General features: G+C 69.3%; 15 protein-coding genes and 1 pseudogene. 4 read left to right on the top strand and 12 right to left on the bottom strand.

Annotated features, from left to right (window positions below; genetic code table 11):
* The first annotated feature begins 21 nt into the window (after positions 1-21).
* The 4 genes and pseudogenes from kdpB (at position 22) to Prubr_RS26695 (ending at position 6,394) form a co-directional block, all read left to right on the top strand.
* On the top strand, positions 22-2,196 hold the full coding sequence (gene kdpB / locus Prubr_RS26710) for a potassium-transporting ATPase subunit KdpB (RefSeq protein ID WP_212828567.1): 2,175 nt from the start codon (positions 22-24) through the stop codon (positions 2,194-2,196).
* Positions 2,196-3,076: pseudogene (locus tag Prubr_RS26705) on the top strand (potassium-transporting ATPase subunit C). The gene kdpB and the pseudogene Prubr_RS26705 overlap by 1 nt, the downstream one beginning before the upstream one ends.
* A gap of 76 nt (positions 3,077-3,152) precedes the next feature.
* Entirely contained in the window at positions 3,153-5,699 is a 2,547-nt protein-coding gene (locus tag Prubr_RS26700) for a DUF4118 domain-containing protein (RefSeq protein WP_212817663.1), read from the top strand.
* Complete coding sequence (locus tag Prubr_RS26695; RefSeq protein WP_212817662.1) at positions 5,696-6,394, top strand: response regulator; 699 nt, start codon at positions 5,696-5,698, stop codon at positions 6,392-6,394. Before Prubr_RS26700 ends, Prubr_RS26695 begins: the two co-directional genes overlap by 4 nt.
* A 46-nt stretch (positions 6,395-6,440) precedes the next feature.
* Here the strand turns inward: Prubr_RS26695 and Prubr_RS26690 are convergent, their stop codons facing one another.
* From Prubr_RS26690 to Prubr_RS26640, 12 genes are all read right to left on the bottom strand, one after another.
* Complete coding sequence (locus Prubr_RS26690) at positions 6,441-7,010, bottom strand: hypothetical protein (RefSeq protein ID WP_212817661.1); 570 nt, start codon at positions 7,008-7,010, stop codon at positions 6,441-6,443.
* Positions 7,011-8,513: 1,503 nt separating this feature from the next.
* Positions 8,514-15,356, bottom strand: coding sequence for a polymorphic toxin-type HINT domain-containing protein (locus tag Prubr_RS26685; protein WP_212817660.1), 6,843 nt, complete (start codon positions 15,354-15,356; stop codon positions 8,514-8,516).
* Between the two features lie 89 nt (positions 15,357-15,445).
* On the bottom strand, positions 15,446-15,655 hold the full coding sequence (locus Prubr_RS38325; protein WP_425518066.1) for a hypothetical protein: 210 nt from the start codon (positions 15,653-15,655) through the stop codon (positions 15,446-15,448).
* Positions 15,655-18,516, bottom strand: coding sequence for a DNRLRE domain-containing protein (locus tag Prubr_RS37765; protein ID WP_212817659.1), 2,862 nt, complete (start codon positions 18,514-18,516; stop codon positions 15,655-15,657). The genes Prubr_RS38325 and Prubr_RS37765 overlap by 1 nt, the downstream gene beginning before the upstream one ends.
* Positions 18,517-19,009: 493 nt before the next feature.
* The gene (locus Prubr_RS26675) at positions 19,010-20,068 is read right to left on the bottom strand and encodes a HAMP domain-containing sensor histidine kinase (RefSeq protein ID WP_212817658.1); all 1,059 of its coding nucleotides are present in this window, start codon (positions 20,066-20,068) and stop codon (positions 19,010-19,012) included.
* Positions 20,065-20,736, bottom strand: a complete 672-nt coding sequence (locus Prubr_RS26670; RefSeq protein WP_212817657.1) for a response regulator transcription factor — start codon at positions 20,734-20,736, stop codon at positions 20,065-20,067. The genes Prubr_RS26675 and Prubr_RS26670 overlap by 4 nt, the downstream gene beginning before the upstream one ends.
* Before the next feature lie 15 nt (positions 20,737-20,751).
* Entirely contained in the window at positions 20,752-22,443 is a 1,692-nt protein-coding gene (locus Prubr_RS26665; RefSeq protein ID WP_212817656.1) for a serine hydrolase domain-containing protein, read from the bottom strand.
* A gap of 98 nt (positions 22,444-22,541) precedes the next feature.
* Positions 22,542-23,279 (bottom strand): hypothetical protein, encoded by a 738-nt coding sequence (locus Prubr_RS26660; protein ID WP_212817655.1) that lies wholly within the window; start codon positions 23,277-23,279, stop codon positions 22,542-22,544.
* Between the two features lie 200 nt (positions 23,280-23,479).
* The gene (locus Prubr_RS26655) at positions 23,480-23,674 is read right to left on the bottom strand and encodes a hypothetical protein (RefSeq protein WP_212817654.1); all 195 of its coding nucleotides are present in this window, start codon (positions 23,672-23,674) and stop codon (positions 23,480-23,482) included.
* Between the two features lie 149 nt (positions 23,675-23,823).
* Positions 23,824-24,156, bottom strand: a complete 333-nt coding sequence (locus Prubr_RS26650; RefSeq protein WP_212817653.1) for a hypothetical protein — start codon at positions 24,154-24,156, stop codon at positions 23,824-23,826.
* Positions 24,157-24,230: 74 nt separating this feature from the next.
* Positions 24,231-25,226 carry an NAD(P)-dependent alcohol dehydrogenase gene (locus Prubr_RS26645; protein ID WP_281425846.1) on the bottom strand — a complete coding sequence of 332 codons (996 nt, stop codon included), beginning with the start codon at positions 25,224-25,226 and terminating at the stop codon, positions 24,231-24,233.
* 152 nt (positions 25,227-25,378) lie between these two features.
* The gene (locus tag Prubr_RS26640) at positions 25,379-26,401 is read right to left on the bottom strand and encodes a zinc-dependent alcohol dehydrogenase family protein (RefSeq protein WP_212817652.1); all 1,023 of its coding nucleotides are present in this window, start codon (positions 26,399-26,401) and stop codon (positions 25,379-25,381) included.
* Positions 26,402-26,546 lie beyond the last annotated feature (145 nt).

Here is a 26,546-nt window from a genome sequence, read left to right as displayed (position 1 = left end):
ATGGGAGAGAGGCACATGACCATGACCGCGCCGGCTCCGCACAGCGCCGGCGGCCCCGGCACACCGGCCACCCGGGGCAGCCGCGTCGGCGGCGGCCTGCTGGACCCGCGGCAACTGCTCCGATCGTTGCCCGACGCGCTGCGCAAGCTCGACCCGCGCACGTTGTGGCGCAACCCGGTGATGCTCGTCGTCGAGATCGGCGCGGTGTTCACCACCGTGCTCGCCGTCACCGACCCGTCGGTGTTCGCGTGGGCGATCACCGGCTGGCTGTGGCTGACCGTCGTCTTCGCCAACCTCGCCGAGGCCGTCGCCGAGGGGCGCGGCAAAGCCCAGGCCGCGACGCTGCGACAGGCGAAGAAGGACACCGTCGCCACCCGACTGGTCGGCTGGCGGCCCGGTCAGCCGGCAGACCGGTACCGCGACGAGGCGGTGCCCGCACCCGACCTGCGGCCGGGCGACATCGTCCTGGTCGAGGCCGGTCAGATCATCCCCGGTGACGGCGACGTGGCGGAGGGCATCGCCAGTGTCGACGAGTCGGCGATCACCGGCGAGTCCGCGCCGGTGATCCGGGAGTCGGGCGGCGACCGGAGCGCGGTCACCGGCGGTACCCGGGTGCTGTCCGACCGGATCGTCGTCAGGATCACCCAGCGGACCGGGGAGAGTTTCATCGACCGGATGATCGCCCTGGTAGAGGGCGCCAACCGGCAGAAGACCCCGAACGAGATCGCGCTGAACATCCTGCTCGCGGCGCTCACCATCATCTTCCTGCTGGCCGTGGTCACCCTCCAGCCGCTGGCGATCTTCGCCAAGGACTACCAGGCCGCCGCCCCCGACACCCGGGCGATCACCGATGGCGGCGTCACCGGCATCGTGCTCGTCTCCCTGCTGGTCTGCCTGATCCCGACCACCATCGGCGCGCTGCTGTCGGCGATCGGCATCGCCGGCATGGACCGCCTCGTCCAGCGCAACGTGCTGGCGACGAGCGGCCGGGCCGTGGAGGCCGCCGGCGACGTGAACACCCTGCTGCTGGACAAGACCGGCACGATCACCCTGGGCAATCGGCAGGCCGCCGAGTTCCTGCCGGTCGAAGGCGTCGATCCGGCGGCCGTCGCGGACGCCGCACAGCTGTCCAGCCTGGCGGACGAGACACCGGAGGGTCGCTCGGTGGTGGTGCTGGCCAAGAACGGGTTCGGGCTACGTGAGCGGGAGCCCGGCCTGATGCCACACGCCACCTTCGTACCGTTCACCGCCCAGACCCGGATGAGCGGCGTCGACCTCGCCGCTGCCGACGGCGCCGGTCGACGGATCCGCAAGGGTGCCGCCGCCGCGGTGATGAAGTGGGTACGCGACAACGGCGGCCACCCGACCGGTCAGGTCGGCGAACTCGTCGACGCGATCAGTGGCACCGGCGGCACCCCGCTGGTCGTCGCCGAACACGTCGACGGTGAACCGGCCCGGGCACTGGGCGTGATCCACCTCAAGGACGTGGTCAAGGCCGGCATGCGGGAGCGGTTCGACGAGATGCGCCGGATGGGCATCCGCACCATCATGATCACCGGCGACAATCCGCGTACGGCGAAGGCGATCGCCGACGAGGCGGGCGTCGACGACTTCCTCGCCGAGGCGACTCCGGAGGACAAGCTCGCCCTGATCCGTAAGGAGCAGGAGGACGGGCGGCTGGTCGCGATGACCGGCGACGGCACCAACGACGCCCCCGCCCTGGCCCAGGCCGACGTCGGGGTGGCGATGAACACCGGTACGTCGGCCGCCAAGGAGGCCGGCAACATGGTCGACCTCGACTCCGACCCGACGAAACTCATCGAGATCGTCGAGATCGGCAAGCAACTGTTGATCACCCGCGGCGCGCTGACCACGTTCTCGATCGCCAACGACGTCGCGAAGTACTTCGCGATCATCCCGGCGATCTTCGCCGGCATCTACCCGGGCCTGGACGCGCTCAACATCATGCGGCTGGCCGGTCCCGAATCGGCGATCCTCGCCGCGGTGATCTTCAACGCGGTCGTGATCATCGTGCTGATCCCGCTCGCCCTGCGCGGCGTACGGTACCGGCCGGCCGGCGCCTCCCAACTGCTCGGCCGCAACCTCTGGCGGTACGGCCTCGGCGGCCTCGTCGTGCCGTTCGTCGGAATCAAGCTCATCGACCTGCTCGTCCAGTTCATTCCGGGGATCTCGTGATGCGCCTTCCCAACTGGCTCGCCCAACACCTGGCCGCCCTGCGGGCCGTACTCGTCTTCACCGTCCTGCTCGGCATCGCCTACCCGCTGGCCCTGGTCGCCGCCGGCCGGATCCCCGGCCTCGACGGCCGGGCCGACGGGTCGCTGATCAGCGCGGACGGGCAGACCGTCGGCAGCGCGTTGATCGGGCAGTCGTTCACCGACGCCGACGGCAACCCCGTACCGCGCTACTTCCAGTCCCGTCCCTCGGCCGCCGGCGACGGATACGACCCGACCGCCACCGCCGCCAGCAACCTCGGACCGGAAAGCGTCGTCGACACCCATGCCACCGACCCGCGGGAGTCCGCCCGGAGCCTGCTCAGCCAGGTCTGCGCCCGCAGCCTGGCGGTCGGTGCACGTGACGGCGTCGACGGGCGGCGGCCGTACTGCACCGCCGACGGGGTCGGCGCCGTGCTCGCCGTCTTCCGCGCCGACGGGCTCACCGGCCCGGCCACCCGCGTCGTCAGCGTCAACCAGGTCGCGCCCGCCACCCCGTTCCTGGCCGTTTACGAGGGGTCGCCGTGGAGCTGGCGCGGCCGGGCCACGACTACGTCGCCGAGGGCGGCCTCGTCACCCCGATCCGCGGCGACGCCCCCGCCGAACCGGCCGTTCCCGCCGACGCCGTCACCGCCAGCGGCAGCGGCCTCGACCCGCACATCTCCCCCGCGTACGCGCAGATCCAGGTGGCCCGGGTCGCACGCGAGCGCGGCGTGGACCCGGCCCGGGTCCGGCACCTGGTCGCCGAGCACACCAGCGGCCGGGGGCTGGGGTTCATCGGCGAGCCTGCGGTCCACGTACTGGCCCTCAACCTCGCCCTCGACCAGCGGTTCCCCGTGTCCTGACCGGCCGGGCCGGCGGGTGGGTCGCCCGCCGGCTCCGGTCGTCCACCGGCGGCCGGACACGAGAGAGGATGGTGGCGTGCCAAAGGGTGAACTGCGCATCTACCTCGGCGCCGCGCCCGGCGTCGGCAAGACGTACACGATGCTCGAGGAAGCCCAGCGGCGCGCCGGGCGCGGCACCGATGTCGTGATCGGCCTGGTGGAAACCCACGGCCGCCGCCACACCGCGGCCATGATCGGCGACCTGGAGGTCGTGCCGCGCCGCACCGTCACCCACCGGGGCGTCGAGTTCACCGAGATGGACCTCGACGCGGTCCTCGCCCGCCGCCCCGAGGTCGCCGTCGTCGACGAACTGGCCCACACCAACGTGCCCGGCTCCGGCAACGAGAAACGCTGGCAGGACATCCAGCGGCTGCGCGACGCCGGCATCACCGTCCTGTCCACGGTCAACATCCAACACCTGGAGTCGCTCAACGACGTCGTCGCGCAGATCACCGGCACCACCCAGCGCGAAACCGTCCCCGACGCGATCGTCCGCGCCGCCGAGCAGGTCGAACTCGTCGACATGACGCCCGAGGCGCTGCGCCAGCGGATGGCACACGGCAACATCTACCGCCCCGACCGGATCGACGCCGCGCTCGGCAACTACTTCCGGATCGGCAACCTGACCGCGCTGCGCGAACTCGCCCTGCTCTGGCTCGCCGACAAGGTCGACGACCAGCTCGACGCCTACCGCGCCCAGCACGGCATCTCCGACACCTGGGAGGCCCGGGAACGGGTCGTGGTCGCCCTGACCGGCGGACCGGAGGGCGCGACGTTGATCCGGCGGGCCGCCCGCGTCGCCGCCCGCAGCAAGGGCGCCGACCTGCTGGCGGTCCACGTGTCACGCAGCGACGGCCTCGCCGGCGCCGACCCGGCCCAGCTCGCCCGCCAGCGGGTCCTGGTCGAGAGTCTCGGCGGCACCTACCACCAGGTCCTCGGCACCGACATCCCGGCCGCGCTGCTCGACTTCGCCCGCGGCGTCAACGCCACCCAACTCGTGCTCGGGGCGAGCCGGCGGGGCCGCTTCGCACAGATCCTGTCCCGCGGCGTCGGGGTCACCACCACGGCACTGTCCGGGCCGATCGACGTACACCTGGTGACCCACCCCGAAGCCGGGCGGGGACGGCTGGCCGCACAGGTGCCGGCGGCGCTGTCCCGACGGCGCCGCCTGCTCGGCTTCGCCCTCGCCGGTGTCGGCATGCCGCTGCTCACCCTGCTGCTGACGGTGCTGCCCGACCTCACCCTGACCAACGACATCCTGATCTTCCTGGCGGCGGTCGTCGGGGTGGCCCTAGTCGGCGGACTGTGGCCGGCACTCGTCGCCGCGTTCGGCGGATCCCTCCTGCTCAACTTCTACTTCACCTCGCCGTACCACACGCTGACCATCGCCGAGGCGGACAACCTGCTGGCCCTGGCCGTCTTCGTCGGGATCGCCGTGGCGGTCAGCGGAGTCGTCGACGTCGCGGCGCGACGCACCCGGGAAGCCGCCCGGGCATCCGCCGAGGCGCAGACCCTGGCCACCGTCGCCGGCAACGTCCTGCGCGGCGAACGTCCCCTGCCGGCCCTGCTCGACCGGCTCCGCGAGACGTTCGCGCTGCGTGCCGTCAGCGTCCTCGAACTCGCCACCGACGCCGAGGGCCGCCCCGGCCGGGCCCGGGAGGAACAGGCGTGGCAAATCGTGGCCGCCGTCGGCGACGCACCGGCGGGCATCCCGGGCGCCGGCGAGACGGTGGTGCCGGTCGACGACCGGCTCACCGTCGTACTGTCCGGCCGGCGGCTGGCCGCCGCCGACCGACGCGTCGTCGAGGCGTTCGCCGCCCAGGCCGCCGTCGCGCTGCGGCAGGAACGCCTCGCCGAGGAGGCGGCCACGGCCCGGCCGCTGGCCGAGGCCGACCGGATGCGTACGGCGTTGCTCGCCGCGGTCAGCCACGACCTGCGTACGCCGCTCGCCTCGGCCAAGGCGGCGGTGTCCAGCCTGCGCAGCCCCGAGATCGAGTTCGACGCCGACGACCGCGACGAACTGCTGGCCACCGCCGACGAATCCCTCGACCGGCTGCACCGGCTCGTCGCCAACCTGCTCGACATGAGCCGCCTCCAGGCCGGCGTACTCGGCGTCACCACGACCGCCATCGGGCTGGAGGACGCCGTACCCCGGGCCCTCGACGAACTCGGCCCCGCCGCCGACGACGTCACCACCGACATACCCGCCAACCTGCCGGCGGCGCTCGCCGACCCCGGCCTGCTGGAACGGGTACTGGTCAACGTCATCGCCAACGCCCTGCGGTTCAGCCGACCCGGACGGCCGCCGACCATCACCGCCAGCGCCCACGCCGGCCAGGTGGAACTCCGGGTGATCGACACCGGGCCGGGCATCCCGGAGACCGAGTGGGAACACGTCTTCCTGCCGTTCCAACGGCTCGGCGACCGCGACAACACCAGCGGAATCGGCCTCGGCCTCGCCCTGTCCCGGGGAATGGTGGAGGCGATGGGTGGCAGCATCACCCCGGAACCCACCCCGGGCGGCGGCCTGACAATGGTCATCCACCTACCGGCCGCCAGCACCGGAATCGAGGGGCCGGAATGACCCGCATCCTGGTCGTCGACGACGAACCGCAGATCCTGCGCGCCCTGCGCATCAACCTGCGGGCCCACCGCTACGACGTCGAGGTCGCCGACAGCGGGACGGCCGCGCTGCGGGCCGCCGCCAGCCACCCACCCGACCTGGTCGTACTCGACCTCGGCCTGCCCGACCTCGACGGCGTCGAGGTCATCCAGGGACTGCGCGGCTGGACCTCGGCGCCGATCATCGTCCTGTCCGGCCGGGTCGGCAGCCACGACAAGGTCGCCGCACTCGACGCCGGCGCCGACGACTACGTCACCAAGCCCTTCGGCGTCGACGAACTCCTCGCCCGCATCCGTGCGGTCACCCGCCGCCTCGCCGCGATCCCGGGCGAGCCGGGGGCGCCGCCGGCCGCCGCCACGCACCGGATCGGACCGCACACCGTCGACCTCGCCGACCATGTGGTCACCCGGGACGACGGCACCGAGGTCAAGCTCACCCCCACCCAGTGGGCGATGCTCGAACTGCTGCTACGGCATCCCGGCAAGCTCGTCAGCCAGCGTCAACTGCTGCACGACGTGTGGGGGCCGGAATACCACAACGAGACCAACTACCTGCGCCAGTACATGGCCCAACTGCGCCGCAAACTCGAGGACGACCCGGCCCGCCCCCGACACCTGATCACCGAGCCCGGAATGGGCTACCGCTACCGTCCATGAAGGACGGCCGTTCGATGACTGGATCCGGGAGTCGCTGACATCGCCCTCAGTAGCCGATGGACTCGAGCCATCTCCGGGCAGCCGCCTTCTCCTGCTGCCGCGTTGTCGGCCAGTCTGCTATCCAATCCGCGAGTTTGCGAAGGCCGGCAAGATCCCGGAATCCGCTCACCCGGACGGTGCCGATCGCGGACTCCCCCGCCGTACCACAGACGATGACGTCTCCGGCCAGCGACAGCATGGCGAACTCCGGCACACCGAAGCCGACGCCGAGGGCGGCGGCGGAGCCTGCGCCCATGATGTCCCAGGATTCGGCCAGCTTGACGCGCGCCCACCACCAGTCGGTCACCTCCTCGTCGACCTCGATCTCGACGGCGACGAGGAATTCCAGATCGTCACCGAAGAGGCCGCCTTCACGGGAGAGATCGAGCCAGCCCTCGTTCGCTCTGGCGACGAAGTCCGGAGTATCGCTGTCGACGACCGATCTCGGCCATTTGCCGGACGTCGGCGGATATCCCTGAGCAAGATTGGCGAGCGTCGGCGGGATGAGCGGGCATTCCAGACTCATCATCCCCAGGAAGACCAGGCCGCCGGGAGCGAGTCGCTCAGCGTGGCCCATTACTCAACCCTCTGCTTCGCCGGGGAAATTAGCCGATCTGACCAGTGTCGCCTTCCGCATTATCGCCCCTGTCGCAGGGCTTGCCCTGGAACAGCCGTCAGGTCCGCGAACCGCAGCTGACGGAATGTGACAGATCGCAATACGGCGACAGCTGCCGTAGGCAGCTCGTCGAACCCAGCAGCGACCACGGGAGCCGCCACCAACCTGTACGGGCCGGCACTGAAGTCGGCATCAAATGCGTACAGCCCACGTTCGGCGACCAGCCTCCAGGTGTTGACATATTGCGGGGCCAACTCTGGCGCGAAGCGCACCGCGGTTGTGGCCCGGCGTGCCAGGATAGCCTCGATTGCCTTCGCATGTGCAGCTGTGTCTCGCAGGAACTCATCCGGGGCATATCCACCTCCAGCAGTGCTGAACAGGGCCACCTGGCCGCCTGCGTCGCAACCAAGCCAGTCATGTTCGGCACCCAGGATCTCGTCTGCAGACTTCGCACTCATACCGAACCTTCCGGCGTCCACGACAGGACTCGTCAAGAAGCCACCCGACAGGCCAACAACCGCAGCACTTAAGGAAATCTGATGCACTCGACCGGCTCGCGAACCAGTGCGGGCGAGTCTGCGCCGCAACCTCGGGCAGGTACGAGCGGAACACCTTCGTCGAACCGGCGGTGGCCCGTAAGCGACTCACGCCGACTAGGACCAATGCCAGCTTCGGCCAGGAGCAGCCGGCTTGGACAAGGAGACGATCGCGGCCAGGGCCACCTGGTCATCAGCCCGCCGCTTCCCGCCGCCCTCTGGCCGGGGCGGCGGGATCGGGATCAACGGCTGCCTGGCCCACCAGAAGTCGTCCGGAGCCCAGGTCCACCCATGTTGTCCACATCGACCATATACGCAAAGAGGATGGCAAGCCGGACCACGCCCCACCATCTTGAATGAGCCCCATAGCTAGATACTCTTAAGCCACCGATACACTTCGGCGACGTCCACAGGATGAAAAGCATCGCTCGTCACAATCCACTCGGCAAACCGGCGGAAGGTCGCCGAACGACTCGGTTCCTTCAGTGTGAAAATGCTGATCTCAGACTCCCCCGTGGTTCCGCAGGACAGCACTGATCCATCCAACGAAAGCATGCGAAACTCGGGGCGACCCCACGCACTCCCAAGCAAGTCCGCAGCACCTATTCCCACGATGTCCCACGAGTCCTGTAGTTCCACGCAGGTCCACTGCCAAGGACCATCTTCCCCTGAGGCAGACGCTAGTAGGAACCTTCGGCCATCCTCGCTAAAAAGGCCAGCCTCAACCGACATCCGATACCAGTCGGCATTCACCCTGTCAACCAGAAGTGGATCTGCAATATCTCTCGTCGATTCGGCCCAGCGCTCCCCAAGCGGGCAGCTAGGCGCTTGACTTGTGACAATGGGAGGAATGAGCCATCCTGGATCTTCACATCCCTCCAACATTAGGAGCCCCGCAGCGACAGCCGATTCTCTGAAGATCAATTCCCTAGCTCCAACCGGGCGGCGGCTGCACGTACCTCTGAGGAAGTCGCGCATAGCCGTACCCAATCACATTCTTATAGTTATGCCCGAGGACAAAACCGACAGCCCCGTCACTACGCACAAGCACACGGGTTTTCGTGGTTGCGGAACCTACACCCGTAAAGATCGTCGCAGCGTACCACGGACTACTCTTATTACCATTCGCCTTATACCAGTCACGCCCCGCGCTCGTGACCCTTTGAGTAACGGCGCCCGATTCGATACCGTTCACCGTGAGATGAACCTCCTTAGGAGTCTCCGACCACCTCTGCCTTCCATCAGCAATTCGCTGCTCTACCACGTCAGGGTGATACGGATCCCCTTTTAGAGCTGGAGAGCTTCCGCAGTTATGGACCAGAACAGGCGCATCACCGGCCGACACATAGTACGTGTGAACGTCCGCGACGGTGAGATTATAGACGGTAGCGATCTCTTTGTACGCAGCGGTACCGACGACGCGAACCCGACCTCCATCGGGCGCCAGCAACTCATCACCAGATCGCAGATCAATGGCGTCACGCCAGGCGCCTTGACTTGCCACCCAGAACGGATGATCGCCGGTGGCGATCAGAATCTCGTCTCGCTCTTGAGCCTCACCAGCGTCGGTAATAATCTTCACAAGGCTCTTGATGCCGTCACCGACGATAACCGCAGCAACGGGCTTGGCGACCGTAACGCCGGCTTCGGGATCGGTGGCAAGGACCTCATCACCGACAGCCAGGGCCGCGATCGGTTTCGTTGTTCCGTCGGCCATCAGGACGAGCGTCGCGGGCAGAAAACTGTTATCGCAGCCGGGTGACTTGATTCCGGCTCGGCCTCCTGCCGCGAGTGACGCGCCGGCTATTGCGCCCTTGGTCCAGCTTTCGGCGGCTCCTTCCCAGTCGCCGTTAGCTATGTGTCCCCATGTACCGAGCAGCCCGGCGTACGCGTCATACACTCCCACAACTGGGCTGACGAGTGCCGTGACGTAGTTGGTTCCGAGGGTGATGGCGGCTTCGGTGGCGAAGTCGGTGATGGTCATGCGACCGTCGAGGACGGCTTGTCCGTTGTTAATGGTCGATGTCCAACCGTCTACAACGGTGTTGAATGCCGCAACGAATGGGTCGTAAATGGCCTGCTTGGCGCCGGAGTAGATCCCGCTGCCGATTTTCTGCCACCAGGGCTTGTTGTTGTTTTTGTTGGTGTCGGTGACGGTGGTCGGCCCTCCACCTTCACCGCCGCCGCCCGTTGGCTTGTCTCCCGACGGCGGCGGTCCGCCGCCGTCGCGTGTCGGAGAATCGTGTTTGAGGCCAGTGGGGTCGCTGTACGTGGTGGGGTTGTTGTTGCTGTAGGCGTAGCCGTGCCACTGCTGGGGGTCGGCGTGGTCGATGATGGGGTCGACCGAGATGAACCGGCCGATGGTCGGGTCGTAGTGGCGGGCGCCGATGTGGGTGAGGCCGGTGTCGTCCTTGATGCCGCCGACGAAGCCCTTGTCCATGACGGTGGGCCAGGTGCCGGTGGTAGTGCCGCGTTCCTCGCCGAAGGGCAGGGTTCGGCGGCGACTGGCGTTCAGGGTGTTCTTGTCGACGGTGGCTTCGGCGGTGCCGTGGTGGTCGGCGGCGAGCCAGTTCAGGTTTCCGCTGTTGTCGCGGACGGCGATGGTGCCGGCGGCGCTGCTGTAGTAGCGGGTGGCCGTGGCCGTGGCGGAGTTATCCTTGCGGACTTCGGTGCCGCCGGGGAGGTAGAGGGTGGCGCCGTCGGGGTCACGGCGGATGAGCCTGTTGCCGTCGGCGTCGTAGAGGTAGGTGGTGTCGTCGGCACCCTCGGTGACGGTGTCGAGCTTCCCCTCGTTGTTCCAGGTGAGGGTTTGGGTGCCGGTGGGACCGGGTCGGCTGGTGGTGTTGCCCGCCGCGTCGTAGGTGTAGGTCTTCGTTGCCGGGTTGGGGCCGGTGGTGGTGATGCTGGTGACGGCGTGTGGTTTCGATCCGGCGGGCCCGCCCGGGGTGGGGTGTTGGTAGGTGTGGACGGTGTTGGTGGTGGCGTGGCGGGTTTCGGTGAGCCGGTTGCCGGTGTCGTCGTAGGTGTAGGAGTGCCAGTAAGGTGCCGGTCCGCCGAGCCCGGCGACGGTGCGGGTGGCGTCGCAGTCGTTGCTGGACGGGGTCCAGGCGTTGCTGAGCCGGCGCAGGTGGTCGTAGGTGTAGCACTGGGTGTCGGCGGCGCCGCCGACCGGCGTGTCGGCAATCTTGGTCAGGTTGCCGGCGTCGTCGTACGTGTAGGCGAAGTCGAAGACCGGTGGCTTGGCGTGGGGTGTGGCGGTGGAGGTGGTACGGCGGCCGGTTGCTTCGTCGAAGTCGTCGACGAGTACGAGAGGTGAACTGCTGCCGCCGAGTCGTTGTTCGATGACCTGACCGAGCTTGTTGTAGGTGATGCCGGTGTAGACCTGGATGTGGGTCGTCGATACCACACCGTTGTCGAGGCCGACGTCGTTGTAGCCGTGGACGAGGTTTTCGCTGGCGAGGCCCGCGGCCGCGGGCAGGCTGCTGGTGGCCGGGGCTCCGTTGGGCCGGTAGGTGACGCCGGTCGTGTAGGTGCAGGGGGTGAGGGTGCCGGCGGCGCACAGCCCTGCCTCGGAGGCGGGAATGGTGACGCTGCTGCCGGTGGGTCGGCCCGCCGCGTCGTAGCCGTTCACTCGTGTGGTGTAGGCGTTTGTCGAGCCGGCGGGTTCGTAGCGGATGGATTCGGTGAGCTTGCCGACGCCGTTGGTGAGGGTGTCGTAGACCCATTCGGCGCGCTTGGGGCCGGTGGTGGAGCCGTCACGCAGGCTGGTCGGCCGGCCGAGCGCGTCGTAGGTGTAGGCGAGGGTGACGTTGCGGGCGTCGGTACGGGTGACGGGTTGCCCGGCCGCGTCGTAGCTGGTGGTGTTGACGCCCTGGTCGGGGTCTTCCTCGCTGACCTGCCGCCCGAGTTGGTCGTAGGTGTAGCGCCAGGTGTTGCCGGCGGCGTCGGTCATGGCGACCAGTTCGTCGCGGCGGCTGTAGGCGTAGCTGATGGAGGTGTAGGTGCTGGGATCGTTGCTGCCGGCGGCGGCCGGATTCTTGTACTGGCGAAGTTCGGTGGTACGGCCGAGGGCGTCGACGATTGCGGTGGTGGCAGTGCCACCGTCGGGTGGGGTGACGGTCGTGCGGTCGCCGTGGTGGGTGGTGACGGTGCGCCACTTCTCGGTGAGGTTCGTCTTGAAGATGGCGTTGGTGAGCCGGCCCGCACCGTCGTAGACGTTTTCGGTATGCGCGGGTACGGCGGGAGTGCCGACACCGCCGACGAGGGTGGTGTCCGGCGCGTTGCCGCTCTTGTCGTAGTAGGGGACGGAGGCCCACTCGACCAGGCCACGGGAGTCGTAGACGGTGTCGGTGATGATTCGTCCGCCGCCAGGTGCCTGGGTCTGGCTCTGCCGTTCGCGTAGCAGGCCGTCGTAGAGGGTGATCGAGGTGAAGTACGTGGGGGTGACCGACGGGGTGAGCTGTTTACTGATGACGGCGGTCGGCTGCGTGGTGCGGGGCAGGTAGGTGAACTCGGCATTCGGGGCGTTGGGGAAGGTGGCCTTCGCCCGGCCGGGGCCCCAGACCTTGAGTAGCCGGCCGAGGCCGTCGTAGGTCATGTCGGTGCGGGACCCGTTCTCGCCGACGATCGTCGCGGGCAGTTTCCAGGCCGGGACCATGGTCGTGGTGGCGGTGTGGCCGGCCGCGTTGGTGACCTCGACGGTGGTGACCGGGCCGCTGGTCGACGGCGTGAAATCGGTGGACGTGACCCGGCCGAGAGCGTCGTAGGCATCGGTGGCCCGGCCGTTGGCGTCGTACTCGGTGCGGGCGCTGGTCGTCCACACGGGGGTGGTGCCGGACCAGGAAGAGATGTTCTCGACCTTGGCGACGATGCCCCGTTCGGGCAGGTCGGCGTTCCAGTTGTTGTCGACGTCGTCGTAGGTGGTTCGCGTCGAGGCGATCATGTCGCCGGGCAGTGCCGGGGTGGCGGCGCAGTTGACACCGACACGCTCGGTCCGCTTGACCTTGTCGAGCATCCAGTTGTTGGCGTTGCGGGCGTACCAGGTCCGGGTGCAGACATCGTCGCTGGCTGTGGCTTCGTCGCCGAATTCGTCGGTCTGGGTGGGAAGGTTGTCGCTGTTGAAGGTCGTGACGGTCTTCGTCCAGCGGGTGCTGCCGTCGGCGAGCTTGGTTCGGGTACGGGTGGTGCCGGTGTTGGTCATCCAGGCGTTCAGCGGCCCGGCGGTGGCGTTCGGGCCCTGCCGCACCGGGGTGTAGATGGTGCCGCTGATCCAGGGGCCGTCGTGTCCGAGCAGGGTCGTCTGCTCGCGCAGCATGCCGGAGTAGGCGTCGTGGTCCTCGATGCTGGTGCCCTGCGAGTCGGTGATCCACACGTCGCGGGTGCCGGAGAGTTGCTTGTCGCCGTCCATGCCGCGCAGGTAGAGGTACTCGGTGGCGGACTGGACTCCGGATTCCAGGCCGGTGCGGACCCGGACCCGGCTGTAGCCCCGGTAGTCGCCCCAGGTGCGCTTTGCCGGCTCGACGAGTTCGGAGTCGTCGTAGCGCCAGGCCGGAGTGTCGAGGTAGTCGTAGTTGGTCTGTTCGTGGGTGAAGCCGCCGGTGTTGTCGTAGACGTCGACCCGGGTCACGACGTACTTGTGGAACCAGTCCAGCGTCGGTTCTTCACCTGGTGGCGCGTAGTACTGCGGGAAGCACCGCTTGGTGTTGGTGTGCGGGGTGGGCCGGTTGCTGCGGGTGCATTCGGTGGGCGAGTAGCTGACGGCGATCTGGGCGCCGGCCTCGGTGGTGATGGTGTTGATCCGGTAGCGGAACAGGTTGGAGCGGCCGTCCTGGGGGCCGTCGACCCGGTTGGCCAGTGCTTCGGAGCCGGGGTCGAAAACGATCTCGGGGTCGGACACCTCGTTCCCGCCGGCGGTGGTGACCTTGCCGGTGCGGGTGATGCCGGCAAGCCACATCGGCTCGCCCTCGTTGCCCCCGGCCTGGAGATAGGTGTGGCGCAGGCTCCACGACTCGACGTCGTGGTAGGTGTCGCCGCTGCCGGAGTAGACCTGGCTGCGGATCGTGGCCAGTCGTTTACTGGTCCAGAACGTGGGCGCGGTCTGGGTGGTGCAGGGGGCGGCGGAGCAGTACTGGTCCCACGGGGTGTCGACCCACGACGCGGCGACCGGGTTCGAGCCCGACCAGCAGTTGGTGACGCAGCGGTCCGCGACGTCGAAGACGACCCGGGCGGCGGCACGGGTGCTCGACGGCGCGTCGGCCCGGTTGCCGTACTCGACGCGGGTCAGGTGGCCGCCGCGGTCGTAGGTGGTGCGCTTGTTGACGTCGTCCTCGCGTGCGTAGGCGCCGGTCTCCCGCTCGTAGAAGTAGGTCATGGTGTTGCCGTGCGGGTCCACGACGTAGTCGAGGTTCCACCGCCAGGCCTGCGTGCGGCGCGATCCGGGGAAGTTGCCGGCGGTGTAGCCGGGCTCGTTCGGGTGGTTGCCGTACACCGGCAGCGTCCACACCGATTTGGTGGCCGCCGAGCCGCTGGCCCCGCCAGGTCCGGTGTTGCGGCCGAAGAAGTACTGGGTGCCGTCGATCGTGGTGATCTTCCAGTACTCGCCGTCGTCGTCGCCGTTGGCGAAGGAGGTGTTCTTGAGCAGTTCGATCTTCGAACCGTCGTCGCTGACGCCCTTCCACGTGTTGCCCGTGGACTTGACCAGTTCGGTCGCCCGGCCGTTGAGCGACATCGTGGCGTTACCGTCCGGCTTGCCCCAGCACTGGTCGCCGCCATGGTAGGAGGTGTTGTTCGGGGTGACGCCGCCGACCGCGGTCTTGTCCAGGTCGCACGGCTTGTACTTGCGCTCGACGTAGCCGGGCCACATCTCCCAGCCGTCACCGAGCCACGAGCCCTGGGTGTTGGTGCCGCCGGTTCGGCCGTCGACCGAGCCCGAGGAGTACGACATCTGCAGTGTCGGCTCCGGCCCGCCGACACCGGGCACGACCCGGATCGTGTTGGACCAGGAGAAGTCGCCGGTCTGCTGCGACACCTGCCACTTGCCCGCCGCGGAGAGGCTGGTGGCGGTGTAGTCGCCGTTGTCACCCGAGGCGCTCGACGTCAGCGCCACCGCGGACGCCCCGGTCGCGGACAGCGGCACCACCGCGGACACCGTCGACGACGCCAGGTCGTTGGTGCTGTCCAGCGGCGTGCCGTCGGGAAGGGTGACCAGCCGCAACCGGCTGGCCCAGGCGCCACCGTACGCTCTGGCGAACTTGCTGTAGTCGACCGCCACGGCCACCGCGCCGCCGGCCCGCATGCCGTCGGCCCGACCGACCCTCAGTACGACCCCGGACACCCCGGCGCGGGCGGCGCTCGCCCGGTCCGCGACCTCGACCGTCACCTTGCCGACCGGCACGGACGGCGTGCCGTCGACCGCGCGCTGGCCGGCCTGCTCCGAAACCTCGGAGACCCACACCGGCAGGTCGCCGGCTTTCGCGCCCATGGCATCCGCACCGCGGGCACGGGCCGCACCGGCGACGTCGACGGTCGCGGTGCCGGGGGTGGGCCAGTCGACCTGCGGCGTCTTGTGGACCTCGCGGTCACCGGCAGTCCACACCGGTCGGACCTTGTGGTCGACCGGCGCCACCGCCACACCTGTGACGTCCCTGCCCTCGGGTGCCCGCCACTGCGAGCCCGGCTCCGCCGAACCCGGTGTGCCGACCAGCAGGGTGGCGGCAACCCCAACCGCGACGGCGCCACCGATTCGGCGGCTGATCCGTCCCACTCGTCGCATCACCGTCGCGGTAAACAGCGGCTTACTGGCCACAACGTCCACGAGATTCCTTCCACTGGTCGAGCCGCAGTGAAGACACGGGCAGGCGGTCACATGGCCGCGTGAAGCAGGATGTCCCAGTCGGTCCACACCGACTGGGCGGCGTAGACGTGGTCGAGGTCGCCGGTCCAGCCCTGGGTGGGGGTGCCGTTCCAGGCGCGGCCGATGGCGAAGTCGCCGGTGGCCGACCAGGCGCCGGTGTAGGCGGCCTGTGCGGTGCTGCCGCCGAAGTCGGGTGGTCCGTTGACGAAGAGTTTGATCAGGCCGGCGGTGGGGTCGTAGATGCCGACGAGGCTGACCCAGTCGCCGGGGCGACGTAGTCGGTGGTGCAGGCGGTGGTTTCGGTCGGGGTGGCCGAGTCGGAGCCGGTGAGGGTGAAGCACCAGGCGGGGTCGGGCTCGGTGTCGCTGTTGAGGTCGAGGTCGTTGCGGAACCCGAGGCGGAACATCGAGGTGTTGACGCCGTCCTGGGAGATGGCGGTGCGGGACTGTTCGGTGTCGGTGATCCGGGCCCAGACGGCGACGGTGAACCCGGCGGGGGCGGTGGTGTTCAGTACCGGCGAGGCGGTGGTCAGGTGGCCGGTGCCGTCGAGAGTGACGGCGCCGGCGCCGACCCGGCCCGGGCTGGTCCAGGACACGCCGGTGCCGCTGAGGGCTGCCGGGCGGGTGTCGGGAACCGAGGCTGCGGTGCTGCCGGTGTTGTCGTCCAGGTGCCAGTGCCAGGCGCCGCTGCTCGGAGCGACCAGGAACCGGTAGATCTTCGGGTCCGAGCTGACTCCGACGGAGTTGCGGGACTGTACGGACAGGACGTTGAGGCCGTCGCGGGTCGGGGTGATCGATTCGACGGTGCTGGTGCCGATGACCTCGCGTACGGACAGGTCGTCCCAGTAGACGGTTTTGCCGGAGCCGACGTTGAAGCCGTTGTAGAGGCGGATGAACGCTTCGGTCGCCGTCGACGGGATGGTCATGGCGACGGAGAGTCGCTGCCATCCGTCGGTGACGGAGGCTTTCGGTGAGGCGACCTCGGTGAAGGTCGTGCCGACCTTGTAGGTGGCGATCAGGCGCAGGCCGCGGGTGGCGCCGGTGGAGCCGGGCGGGTTGAGGCCGGTCGCGGCCGGGACGTAGATCCAGCCGCTGATCGCGTACCGTTTCCCGGCCTGCATGCCGACGCGCATGCCGCCGTAGTCGCCGCCGAGGGTGGCGTAGGTGTCACCCGTCGCGCCACCAGCGTTGCCACCCGACGCCAGCGGGGTGACCGACAGTGAGTCGGTGGAGCCGTGGCCGAGGCTGGTGTTGCGGGCCAGGTTGACGTTGACCGGGTCGAAGCCGGTCACGCCGGTGGAGATCTGCTGCTGGTTGGCCGACAGTTGCTCGGCCTGCGGGGTGCCCGCCGCCACCGTCACCGCGTCGCCGCCGTTGAGTTGGTAGACGTACTCGGTGACGCTCGAGGCGCCGTTCGGCCCGAACGTGAACGTGCCCGCCTGCCCCGGACCGCCGTTCCAGGTCCCGCCTGACATCTCCGCGTACGGGGTGGCCGACACGGTCGGCAGAGTCAGGTCGTCGGGCACCACCTCGAACACGAACCAGCCCGAATAGCCGCCGCAGGTCCAACTGTCGCAGGCCCTCGCCCGCCACTGATACGTGCCCGGTGGCAGTGTCCCGCCGGCCGACGGCACGATCCGCCACCACCGCGCCGACCCGGACGACACACCGGTCACCGCGTTACCGGACGCCGCCAGCCGCGTCGTCCCCGCGCTGTTGAACACCTCGTACTCGGTCCGCAGCACCCCACCGTCGGGGTCGGAGACCGTCGCCCTGATCTGGGGCGTACCCGTCCGGACCGCCGCCGGTGAGGCGCAGGAGGTGTAGCAGGAGTCGATCGTCAACCCGGTCGGCACGTTCGGGGTACGGCTGTACACCATCTCGACGTACGGGGTGTTCGACGACGCCTCCGAGGAGTTGAACTTCTTCCACCCGTCGTGATCGTCCTCGTCCGTCGCCCGCAGCCCGATGTTCGCGGTCGACGAGTTGGTGGTGTTGAAGGTGTGCTGGAACGTCTTCTGCACCGACACCTCGACCCAGCCGGCGCCACACCCCGAATAGCCCTTCGTCATGTCCGACGTGCCATCCAACTCCCGCCACGTCGGCCAACTGTTCCACCGCACCGTGTGCGTCACGTAGTCCGTGCGCCACGCCTGCCAACCCATCTTCCTGCACGACCACGAATGCTTGTTCCACAGGTAAAGTTTCGCCGACACCACCGTCGCACCCCGATATTCGCCCAGGTGGTGGAAGCTCAGGAACGACCGCGCCCGGCACGGGCTGCCACAACCGCCGGCGGCATCGTCACTGAAGCCCAACCTCAACTCGTTCGCACCCGATTGGTCACTGGAGTACGTGTTCTGCACGAACGTGTCGAACGCCGGCCGCAGGGTCACCGTTGGATCGATCGTCACCGGATACTCCACCAGCGGATCGTCGAAGAACGACTCGTCCGGCGTCAGCACCAGATCCGTACCCGACCCGCTCGGTACCACCGACACATCCACATCCGCCGCGTGCACGTGGTCCGACAACTCCGGCGCCACCCGCGCGTCCCACATCCGCGCCTGCGACACCACCACCGACGACTGCGACGCCGTCCGCAACCGCAACCCCGCCCCGGAAGCCGACTCCGGCGTCGACCCGTCCCCGGTACGCCACGGCATCGCGATCGACGACATACCCGCCGCCGCGGCCGCGTTCTTCACCAGGAAGTAGTACTCGTAACCGCTCCTACCGACCTCGACCACCAGATCCACACCAGGCTTCACCTCGGCATAGGTCGCCTTCTGCCCATCGAGGACCGGCGCCGGCAACACACCCCGCCACCCCAACTCACTCGCATCGACCCCGGTACCGAGTTCCACCAGCGCATCCGACTCCACCCCACGAGCACCCGACAACCGCAGATGATGCGCGTGCGCCCTCGGCCCCACACTGCCGTCCGGCTTGACCTCCAACGTCAGATCCACATCGACCCAGTCACCGGACGCGTCCCGCGCCCGCACCGGCGCCAGATGCTGCTCCGCCCGAAACGTCCCGTCCGGCAACGCCCACACCCGCGAAATCTCCGACGTCATCGCCGACACCTCGACCGGCTGACGGGTCCGATACGCCAACGCCATCGCCGACGCCTCGTCCAGTTCCTCGGGCGGGGGTTGCGACTGGCTCGAGCTTTGCGGGGCCGGGGCCGGCGGGGCCGCGGCTACCGGAGCCGACGGCAGTGACATCCCGGCAAGAACGAGAGCCAGAACCGCCATCCCGAACGGCCACTTCGGACAACACGACGACAGCCTAGCCAGCACCGAGAACCCCCGTGATCGCGGTCAAATACTCCGCCGTGACCCTAAAGATCGACACCAGCCGTGTAAATAGCAATCACAACCCGTAATCACAAATCAGACATCGCTCATCATGACAACCACCATGATCACTCTCAGACATCCACACAAGAGATATCAAAGAGCCCTACTGCCTCATATCGGATTCATAGCTGGTACCGCACCAAACGGATCGTTGATACCTTCTCCGTGGCCGCCCCGGTGCTCCGCCCACGGCGTTCGACGAGGTCGGTCAGCGGCGTACGGTGAACCGGAAGACGCAGCCGTCGCCGGCCGGCCCCGGTGAGGTCAGGGTGAGGTTTCCGCCGTGGGCCAGGGCGATCTGGCGGGCGATGGCAAGACCGAGGCCGGTGCCGGGCAGGTCGGGCCGGCCGCGCCAGAACCGGTCGAAGACGCGGTCCTGGTCGGCGGCGGCGATACCGGGCCCGTGGTCGGTCACCACGACGGCGACCTCGGACGCGAGCACCTCGACGGTGACGTCGACGGCGGTGCCGGCCGGGGAATAGCGGACGGCGTTGTCGACCAGGTTGTGGATCGCCCGACGGACGGTGGGCTCGTCGACCGGGCAGACGGCCGCCGGCGCACCGGCCGCCGACAGGCTGTTTCCTCTCGTCGCGGCGAGGACGTCCACGTCGTCGACGACGGCGCGGACGATCGCGGACAGGTCGGCCGGCTGCCGGTCGATGGTGCGGGCCCGGCCGCGGGCGTCGACGAGCAGTTCGTCGAGTACGGCTGCGAGCCGTTCGGCCGCCGCCCTGGACCGCTCCAGGCCACGCCGGTAGTCGTCGACGGACGGCTCCGGGTGCGCCAGCAGCACCTCGGCGTTGTTCATCAGGACCGCGAGCGGTACGCGCAGTTCGTGGCTGGTTTCCTCGATCAGCCGCCGCTGGGTCTCGGCGGAGAGTTGCAGGCGGTCGAGCATCGCGTCGAAGCTCGACGCGAGCGCGGCGACCTCGGTCGGGCCGTGGGACAGCGCGATCCGGCGGTTCAGGTCGGCGCCCTGGATGTCGTCGGCGACCGCGCGGACCTGGTCGATCGGGCGTACCGCCCGGCCGGCCCACCACCAGGCGAGCGCGGCGGCGGCCGGGCTGAGCGCGAGCACGGTCCAGGTGGCCCAGCCGGACCGGTACGTGGTCGTGTTCTGCACGGTCGGGGCGCCGGTACGGGTTTCGGTCGTGGTGTGCGTGTCGGTGGCCAGGACCACGCCGAACAGCAGCAGCGCCGGCGCGTAGATGGCGAGGAAGCCGAACAGGGCCAGCCGCGCCCGCAGTGACCGCCACCGGCGTGTCATGACGGCACCTCCAGGCGGTAGCCGGCGTTGGTGATCGTCACTATGACCGCGGGCTCGCCCAGTTTGCGGCGCAGTCGGCTGAGGATCACCCGGACCGAGGCGGTGAACGGGTTGGCGTGCGCGTCCCAGACGTGTTCGAGCAGGTCCTCGGCGGAGAGCACGGCGCCGGGGTGGTGCATGAAGTAGCGCAGCAGCGAGAACTCGCGGGCGGTGAGTTCGAGTTCACGGCCGGCGCGCCAGGCCCGGCGCGCCGCGAGGTCCAGCGTCAGGTCACCGATCCGCAGCGTCGAGTCGTGACCGTCGCCGCGCCGGCCGAGGGCACGCAGCCGGGCGATCAGCTCCGCGAAGTGGAACGGCTTGACGAGGTAGTCGTCGGCGCCGGCGTCGAGTCCGGCGACCCGGTCCGCCACGGCGTCCCGGGCGGTCAGGACGAGGGTGCGGCGCGGCCGGCACAGGTCCGGGTCCCGGGCCAGCCGCCGGACGAGGTCGAGGCCGTCGCCGTCGGGCAGCCCCAGGTCGAGGCACGCGACGTCGTACGTGGTCGTGCGCAGCAGCTCCTCCGCGTGGGCGTGGGTCGCGGCGACGTCGACCGCGTACGTCTCGTTGCGCAGACCGAGGGCGACGACCTCGGCGAGGTCGGGGTCGTCCTCGACCAGCAGGATCCGCATGATGGCGCCGCCCGTTCAGCCGGCCAGGTCGGCAACGGTGGTGCCGGCCGGCCCCGACACGGTCATCCGGCCGTCGCGGAACTCCACGGTCACGTTCGGACCGGTGCCGGTCGGATCGTCCGGACGGTACCGGTCGCCGCCGGCCGGCACGAGCTTCAGCGTGGGATGTCCGGTCGGGACTTCGGCGGCTTCGACGCCTCCTTCGGCGTTGACCGCGTACCAGCCGGTGATCGGCCCGGAGTCTGCGACGAGCGTGACGTAGGTGCGCACCTCGCCATCCTGGAACACGGTCCCGGCGAGGGTGACCCCCCGGATCGGCCCGAGATCCTCTTCGAGAGATCCACGCTCCCTGCGCCCCTCCCGGGTCCGTCCGTCGAGCAACGCCAGGACCCGTTCGTCGTGCGCCCGGAACTCGTCGCGCGAGACGCGGCCGGCCGGCGGGAACAGGGCCGTGACGGCGTCGACGCCAGTGGCGGCGACCGTGATCTGGTTGCCGGCGGCGGTCACGTCGTAGCTCCCTCCCCCGTCCAGCCGGTACTTCCCGACGGTGGCGGCCGGTCCCGCCCCGGCCGGTGGTGGACTCGGCGTGGGCAGGGGTTCTCCGGCCAGCAGCGCCGGTCCCACCGTCGCCAGCAGGTCTTCGGCGGAGACCCCGGGCTTGTTGGACGCCATCGCCACCACCCGTCGCCGCTCGGGACCCCATGCCACGACCGCGTTGTGGCCGATCTGGCCGTCGCCGCCCGCCGTCGCGAGAAACGGTACGCCCAGCACCGACGCGTCGGACGCGACCCAGCCTGGCGTCTCGGACCTGCCGTCGCCGAGATCGTGCCCGGGTGCGCTGACGGCCTCGACCGACTCCGGTGCCACCAGCTGCCCGGTGAACAGCGCGTGCGTCCACGCCGCCAGGTCGTACGTCGTCATCGCCAGCCCGCCGCTGCCGTCCATCGCCCAGTGCGGTCCGGCGAAGTCGCCCGACCCGCCGGTCGTACCGCCGTCCAGGTAGCCGACAGCACGGGGCCCGGGTGCGGCGGGCGTACCGTCCCAGAAGCCACCCGCGACCCGCCCGTCAGGCAACCGCAGGATCCGCGACGTCGTGTATTCGCGGTAGCTGGCACCCGACACCTTCTCGATGACCAGCGCCAGCAACGTGTATCCGGCGTTGGCGTACAGGTGGCCGGTGCCGGACGGAAACGCCAGGTCCAGGTCCGCGATCGCGGCGAGCGCCGCGTCGCGGTCCAGCGGCTCGTGATCGCTGCCGGGCGTCCCGTTCAGTCCGCTGGTATGCAGCAGAAGCTGCCGGACCGTCACCCCGGCCACCGCACCGGTCAACTCCGGCAGCAGCCGGCCCACCGGGTCGTCGAGGGCGACCTTGCCCTCCTCGACCAGATCAAGAATGGTGGCGGCGGTGAACGCCTTGGTGACCGACCCGATGTCGAACACCGTGTCGACCGTGTTGGGCGTGTTGGTGGCGTCGTCCGCCGAGCCGTACGCGGCGAGGCAGTCGAACCGGCCACCGGTCGAGATCGCGATCGAGCCGCTGAACCCGGCCCGTGCCCAGGCGGTGAACGCCTGATCGAGGCGCGAATCGCACTGTGCCACCGGGCCACCGGCGGTGGTCTCCGCATCGGGGACGTCGTGGTCCCTGGTGCAGGCGGCCAGCACGCCCACCATGACTACGGCCGTCACGGCCGCAAGGAATCTGGTCATGCGACGCAACGTACGGCCCGGCCTGCGAACCTGATGTAAACGGTTGGCGGGAGCGCCCTACCTGTATCAGGGACGGTAGGTGCACCGCATCGCTCCTGTCACCCGGCGGTAGGCACGCCGAGGGACAGCATCCACTTCGCGAGCCGGCCCGCTTCGGTGTCCCGCGTCGCCTCGCGTTCGAGCCGCGCGGCGATCGCGGGGCTCGGCGTCCGCCTGCCCGGCAGGTGAAGGTTGACGAGCCCGAGGACCACGCTGTGCCGGACCTCGTCGGAGACCTCGCGGTCGAGGACCTCGGCGAGTTTCTCCGGGAGTTCGGGCACGCCTCGACCGATCCGGCCGACGAGTTCCGCGGCCGCCTCGGTGGCCGGATCGGACCCGGCGAGCGCGGTACGCAGATGACGCAGCAGCACGGCACGGTCGGCGTCGTCGCGGCTGGTGGCGGCGAGCGCGTAGAACGCCAGGCCGAGTGCGCCGCCACGCAGGTCCGGCAGCAGGCCGATGAGCGTCGGCCACGCGTCGGGTACGCGGGACGCGTACCGTTCGACGTCCTCGACGAGTGGGCGCATCATGTTGTCGCCCGCGCGTACCAGTGCGGTGAGTATCGCCGGGGAGGCTCGGGTACGCGCGAGATACCACGCGGCGCTCGCGGCGGAGTCGTGGTCGAGGGCGTCCAGCAGGCTCGCGGCGACGGCCGGATCCGGGCGCAGCAGCTGGCACATTCCGCACATGCACCGCTCGCGGGCTTCGGCGTGGCGTTCCTGTTCGTCGGCGGTGAGGTCGTCGAGCGGGAGGTGTTTGTCGTCGCCGTACAGTCCGTGTTCGTCGACGGACCACACGTCGTCCCGGAGCCTGACGTAACGGGCCCGGTCGGCGAGCAGTTCGGTGAGCAGGGGCGGCGCGCTGGTGATCGTCAGGTCGTGCTCGGCGGCCAGGTGCGTGAAGTGGGCCCAGTCGGCGGCGAGTACGCGCTCGAACCAGTGCAGCCAGAGATTCGAGGAACGCGAGCAGCAGCCGGCGTAGTCCTTGAAGAACCAGATCAGCTCGCCGTCCTGGTCCCCCAGATGCCGGCGTCCGCGGCGTCGTACGGAGCCTCCGAGAGATATTCGTTGACCGCCGCCGATGACGGGGTGTACCGGTAGATGAGATCGAGGGCCGCGTCCCAGATCGCGGTGTGCAAGGCGGCGCGGTCTCCCTCGCCGGAGACCTTCAGAGTAAGTCCAACAGCTCCCATGCCCGGGGAGGCTACTCGGGGCCGGCAAGGGCCCGGCGAGGCACTCGCTCCATTGTCGACGGTGCACATTGCGCACTACCTACACAGATGGCCGGTGTCCGGGAACGAGTCCCCGGACACCGGCCACCACAGGCCGGTGCGTCACTCCGTCAGGAGCGACCACCGACGTTCGCGCGTACGGCGGCGGCGACCAGCGCGTCGACGTCGGCGGCCGTCAGGCGGCCGTCGACCCGCAGGGCGTTGGCCTTGGCGGTGACGAACTCGACGTACTCCTGGTTACTTCCCCAGGTCCGGTCCTTGGGGTAGAGGGTGTCGGTGTAGGTACAGCCGTTGCCGAAGTCACCGTTGGCGACTCCGCTGTTGGCGTTGTGGCGATAACCCGCCCGGTGGCGGTGACGCCGGGACCCGGCGTGACGTTGCGGCGCGTGGTGATCGTTAGGTGTTCCGCCGTTGTCCGTACGGCGTGTCGAACTGCTGGACAACTGATGATCACAGGTGCCCGGCGGGGTCGGTTCACCAGCTCACCACTGATGGACCGACCCCGTCCTGCTCGCAGTCAGCGCAGGGTGTCGATGTCGATGACGAACCGGTACCGGACGTCGGAGGCGAGCACCCGCTCGTACGCCTCGTTCACCGCGTCGGCGTCGATGACCTCGACCTCGGGCGCGATGCCGCGCTCGGCGCAGAAGTCGAGCATCTCCTGGGTTTCGGCGATGCTGCCGATGCCGGAGCCGGCGAACGAGCGTCGGTTGGCGAACAGCGTGAACACGGGCACCGGCAGCGGCTGCGGCGGGGCGCCTACGTTGACCAGGGTGCCGTCCAGGCGGAGCAGGCTCAGGTAGGCGGCCATGTCGATCGGCGCGCTGACGGTGTTGATGATCAGGTCGAAGGTGTTCTTCAGCGCCTCGAAGGTCGCCGGGTCGTTGGTGGCGTGGTAGTGCTCGGCGCCGAAGGCGAGGCCGTCGTCCTTCTTGCCCAGCGTCTGCGACAGGACGGTGACCTCGGCGCCCATCGCGGCGGCGATCTTGACGGCCAGGTGGCCCAGGCCGCCGAGACCGACCACGGCGACCTTCTTGCCGGGGCCGGCGTTCCAGTGCGCCAGCGGCGAGTACGTGGTGATGCCCGCACACAGCAGCGGGGCGGCGGTCTCGTACGGGATGTTCTCCGGCACCCGCAGCACGAAGTCCTCGTCGACGACGACGTGAGTGGAGTACCCGCCCTGGGTGACGGTGCCGTCCCGGTCGACGCCGGCGTACGTCTGGGTGTTGCCCTTCAGGCAGTACTGCTCCTGCCCGGCGCGGCAGTTGTCGCACTCCCGGCAGGAGTTGACCATGCAGCCGACACCGACCCGGTCGCCGACGGCGTGCCGGGTGACCTCGGCGCCGACCTGCGCGACCCGCCCGACGATCTCGTGGCCGACGGTGAGCGGGTACGGCACGGCGCCCCACTCGCCGCGGACGGTGTGGATGTCGGAGTGGCAGATGCCGGCATAGCGGATCTCGATGAGAACATCGCGCGGCCCGACCTCGCGCCGCGCGATCGTGGTGCGCACGAGCGGTTCGGTGGCCGAGGTCGCCGCGATGGCGTTGACGGTGGAAGTGTTGACGGTGGAAATGGTTTCCTCCAGTTACAGGGTGGTGACCGGTCGATCCGAGCTGACAAAGGTGCGGTGAGTTTCGGTGGGGACGGGCGCCGCCGGTGGCGTCACGGGCGCAGCAGCGTCTTGATGGCGCGGCGTTCGTCCATCGCCCGGTAGCCCTCGGCCGCCCGGTCCAGCGGCAGTTCCAGGTCGAAGACCTTGCCCGGGTCGATCGTGCGGTCGCCGATCAGTTCCATCAGGTGCGGCAGGAACCGACGTACGGGAGCCGGGCCGCCGTGCAGGTGCACCAGCGAGAAGAACATCTCCATGCCGGGCAGACTGACGTCGTGGGTGACGCCGACGAACCCGACGTGCCCGCCGGGGCGGGTGGCGCGGACGGCCTGCATCATCGACTCCTGGGTGCCGACCGCCTCGACCATCGAGTGGACGCCGAGCCCGTCGGTGAGGTCCTTGATCCGGGCGACGCCCTCGTCGCCGCGCTCGACGACGATGTCGGTCGCCCCGAACTCGACGGCGAGCCGCTGCCGCGGCTCGTGCCGGCTCATCGCGATGATCCGTTCCGCGCCGAGCTGCCGGGCCGCCATGATCGCGAGCAGGCCGACCGCGCCGTCACCGACGACCGCGACGGTCCTGCCGGGGCCGGCCTCGGCGGCCACCGCGGCGAACCAGCCGGTGCCGAGCACGTCGGACGCGGCCAGATAGCCGGGAATCAGGTCGGCCGGGGGCACCTCGGGCGTGGGCACCAGGGTGCCATCGGCCAGCGGCACCCGCAGGTATTCGGCCTGTGAGCCGAGCATGCCCATCGGCACCCGGTGCACGCAGGCGCTCTGGTAGCCGGCGCGGCAGATCTCACAGGTGTTGTCCGAGGCCCAGAACGAGCCGACGACGAACTGCCCCGGCGTGACGCCGGTGACGTCGCTGCCCACCTCCTCGACGATGCCCACGTACTCGTGGCCCATCACCGTCGGGCCCTCCACCTTCTGGACGCCGCGGTACGGCCACAGGTCGGATCCGCAGACACACGTCGCCGACACCCGGATGATCGCGTCCGTCGGCTGTTCGATACGGGGGTCGTCGCGGTTCTCGACCCGGACGTCGCCGGGAGCGTGCAAGACAGCACCGCGCATGGTGTTCTCCTTGATCCGTTCACTGGCCCACCGGGGCGCCGAGGCGGGATCCCGGGGTTTCTCTCGCACTTACCCGGATTCCAGGAAACCGCGCCGGAAGGTCGTACGGGAGTCTCTGATGAGAGGTGTACCGGCAGTACATCCC

Origin of the sequence: Polymorphospora rubra, from assembly GCF_018324255.1 — a bacterium.
GTDB lineage: Bacteria > Actinomycetota > Actinomycetes > Mycobacteriales > Micromonosporaceae > Polymorphospora > Polymorphospora rubra.
Note: the sequence above shows the minus strand (reverse complement) of the source record. Positions and strands in the feature narration are given on the sequence as shown.

Bases quoted from the DNA above. Each gene is read 5' to 3' on its own strand.
- Prubr_RS26690 (WP_212817661.1), bottom strand. From the start codon at position 7,010: ATGGGCCACGCTGAGCGACTCGCTCCCGGCGGCCTGGTCTTCCTGGGG.
- Prubr_RS26695 (WP_212817662.1), top strand. From the start codon at position 5,696: ATGACCCGCATCCTGGTCGTCGACGACGAACCGCAGATCCTGCGCGCC.
- Prubr_RS26655 (WP_212817654.1), bottom strand. From the start codon at position 23,674: ATGGGAGCTGTTGGACTTACTCTGAAGGTCTCCGGCGAGGGAGACCGC.
- Prubr_RS26685 (WP_212817660.1), bottom strand. From the start codon at position 15,356: ATGCGACGAGTGGGACGGATCAGCCGCCGAATCGGTGGCGCCGTCGCG.
- Prubr_RS26670 (WP_212817657.1), bottom strand. From the start codon at position 20,736: ATGCGGATCCTGCTGGTCGAGGACGACCCCGACCTCGCCGAGGTCGTC.
- kdpB (WP_212828567.1), top strand. From the start codon at position 22: ATGACCGCGCCGGCTCCGCACAGCGCCGGCGGCCCCGGCACACCGGCC.
- Prubr_RS26640 (WP_212817652.1), bottom strand. From the start codon at position 26,401: ATGCGCGGTGCTGTCTTGCACGCTCCCGGCGACGTCCGGGTCGAGAAC.
- Prubr_RS26675 (WP_212817658.1), bottom strand. From the start codon at position 20,068: ATGACACGCCGGTGGCGGTCACTGCGGGCGCGGCTGGCCCTGTTCGGC.
- Prubr_RS26665 (WP_212817656.1), bottom strand. From the start codon at position 22,443: ATGACCAGATTCCTTGCGGCCGTGACGGCCGTAGTCATGGTGGGCGTG.
- Prubr_RS37765 (WP_212817659.1), bottom strand. From the start codon at position 18,516: ATGACGTCGGAGATTTCGCGGGTGTGGGCGTTGCCGGACGGGACGTTT.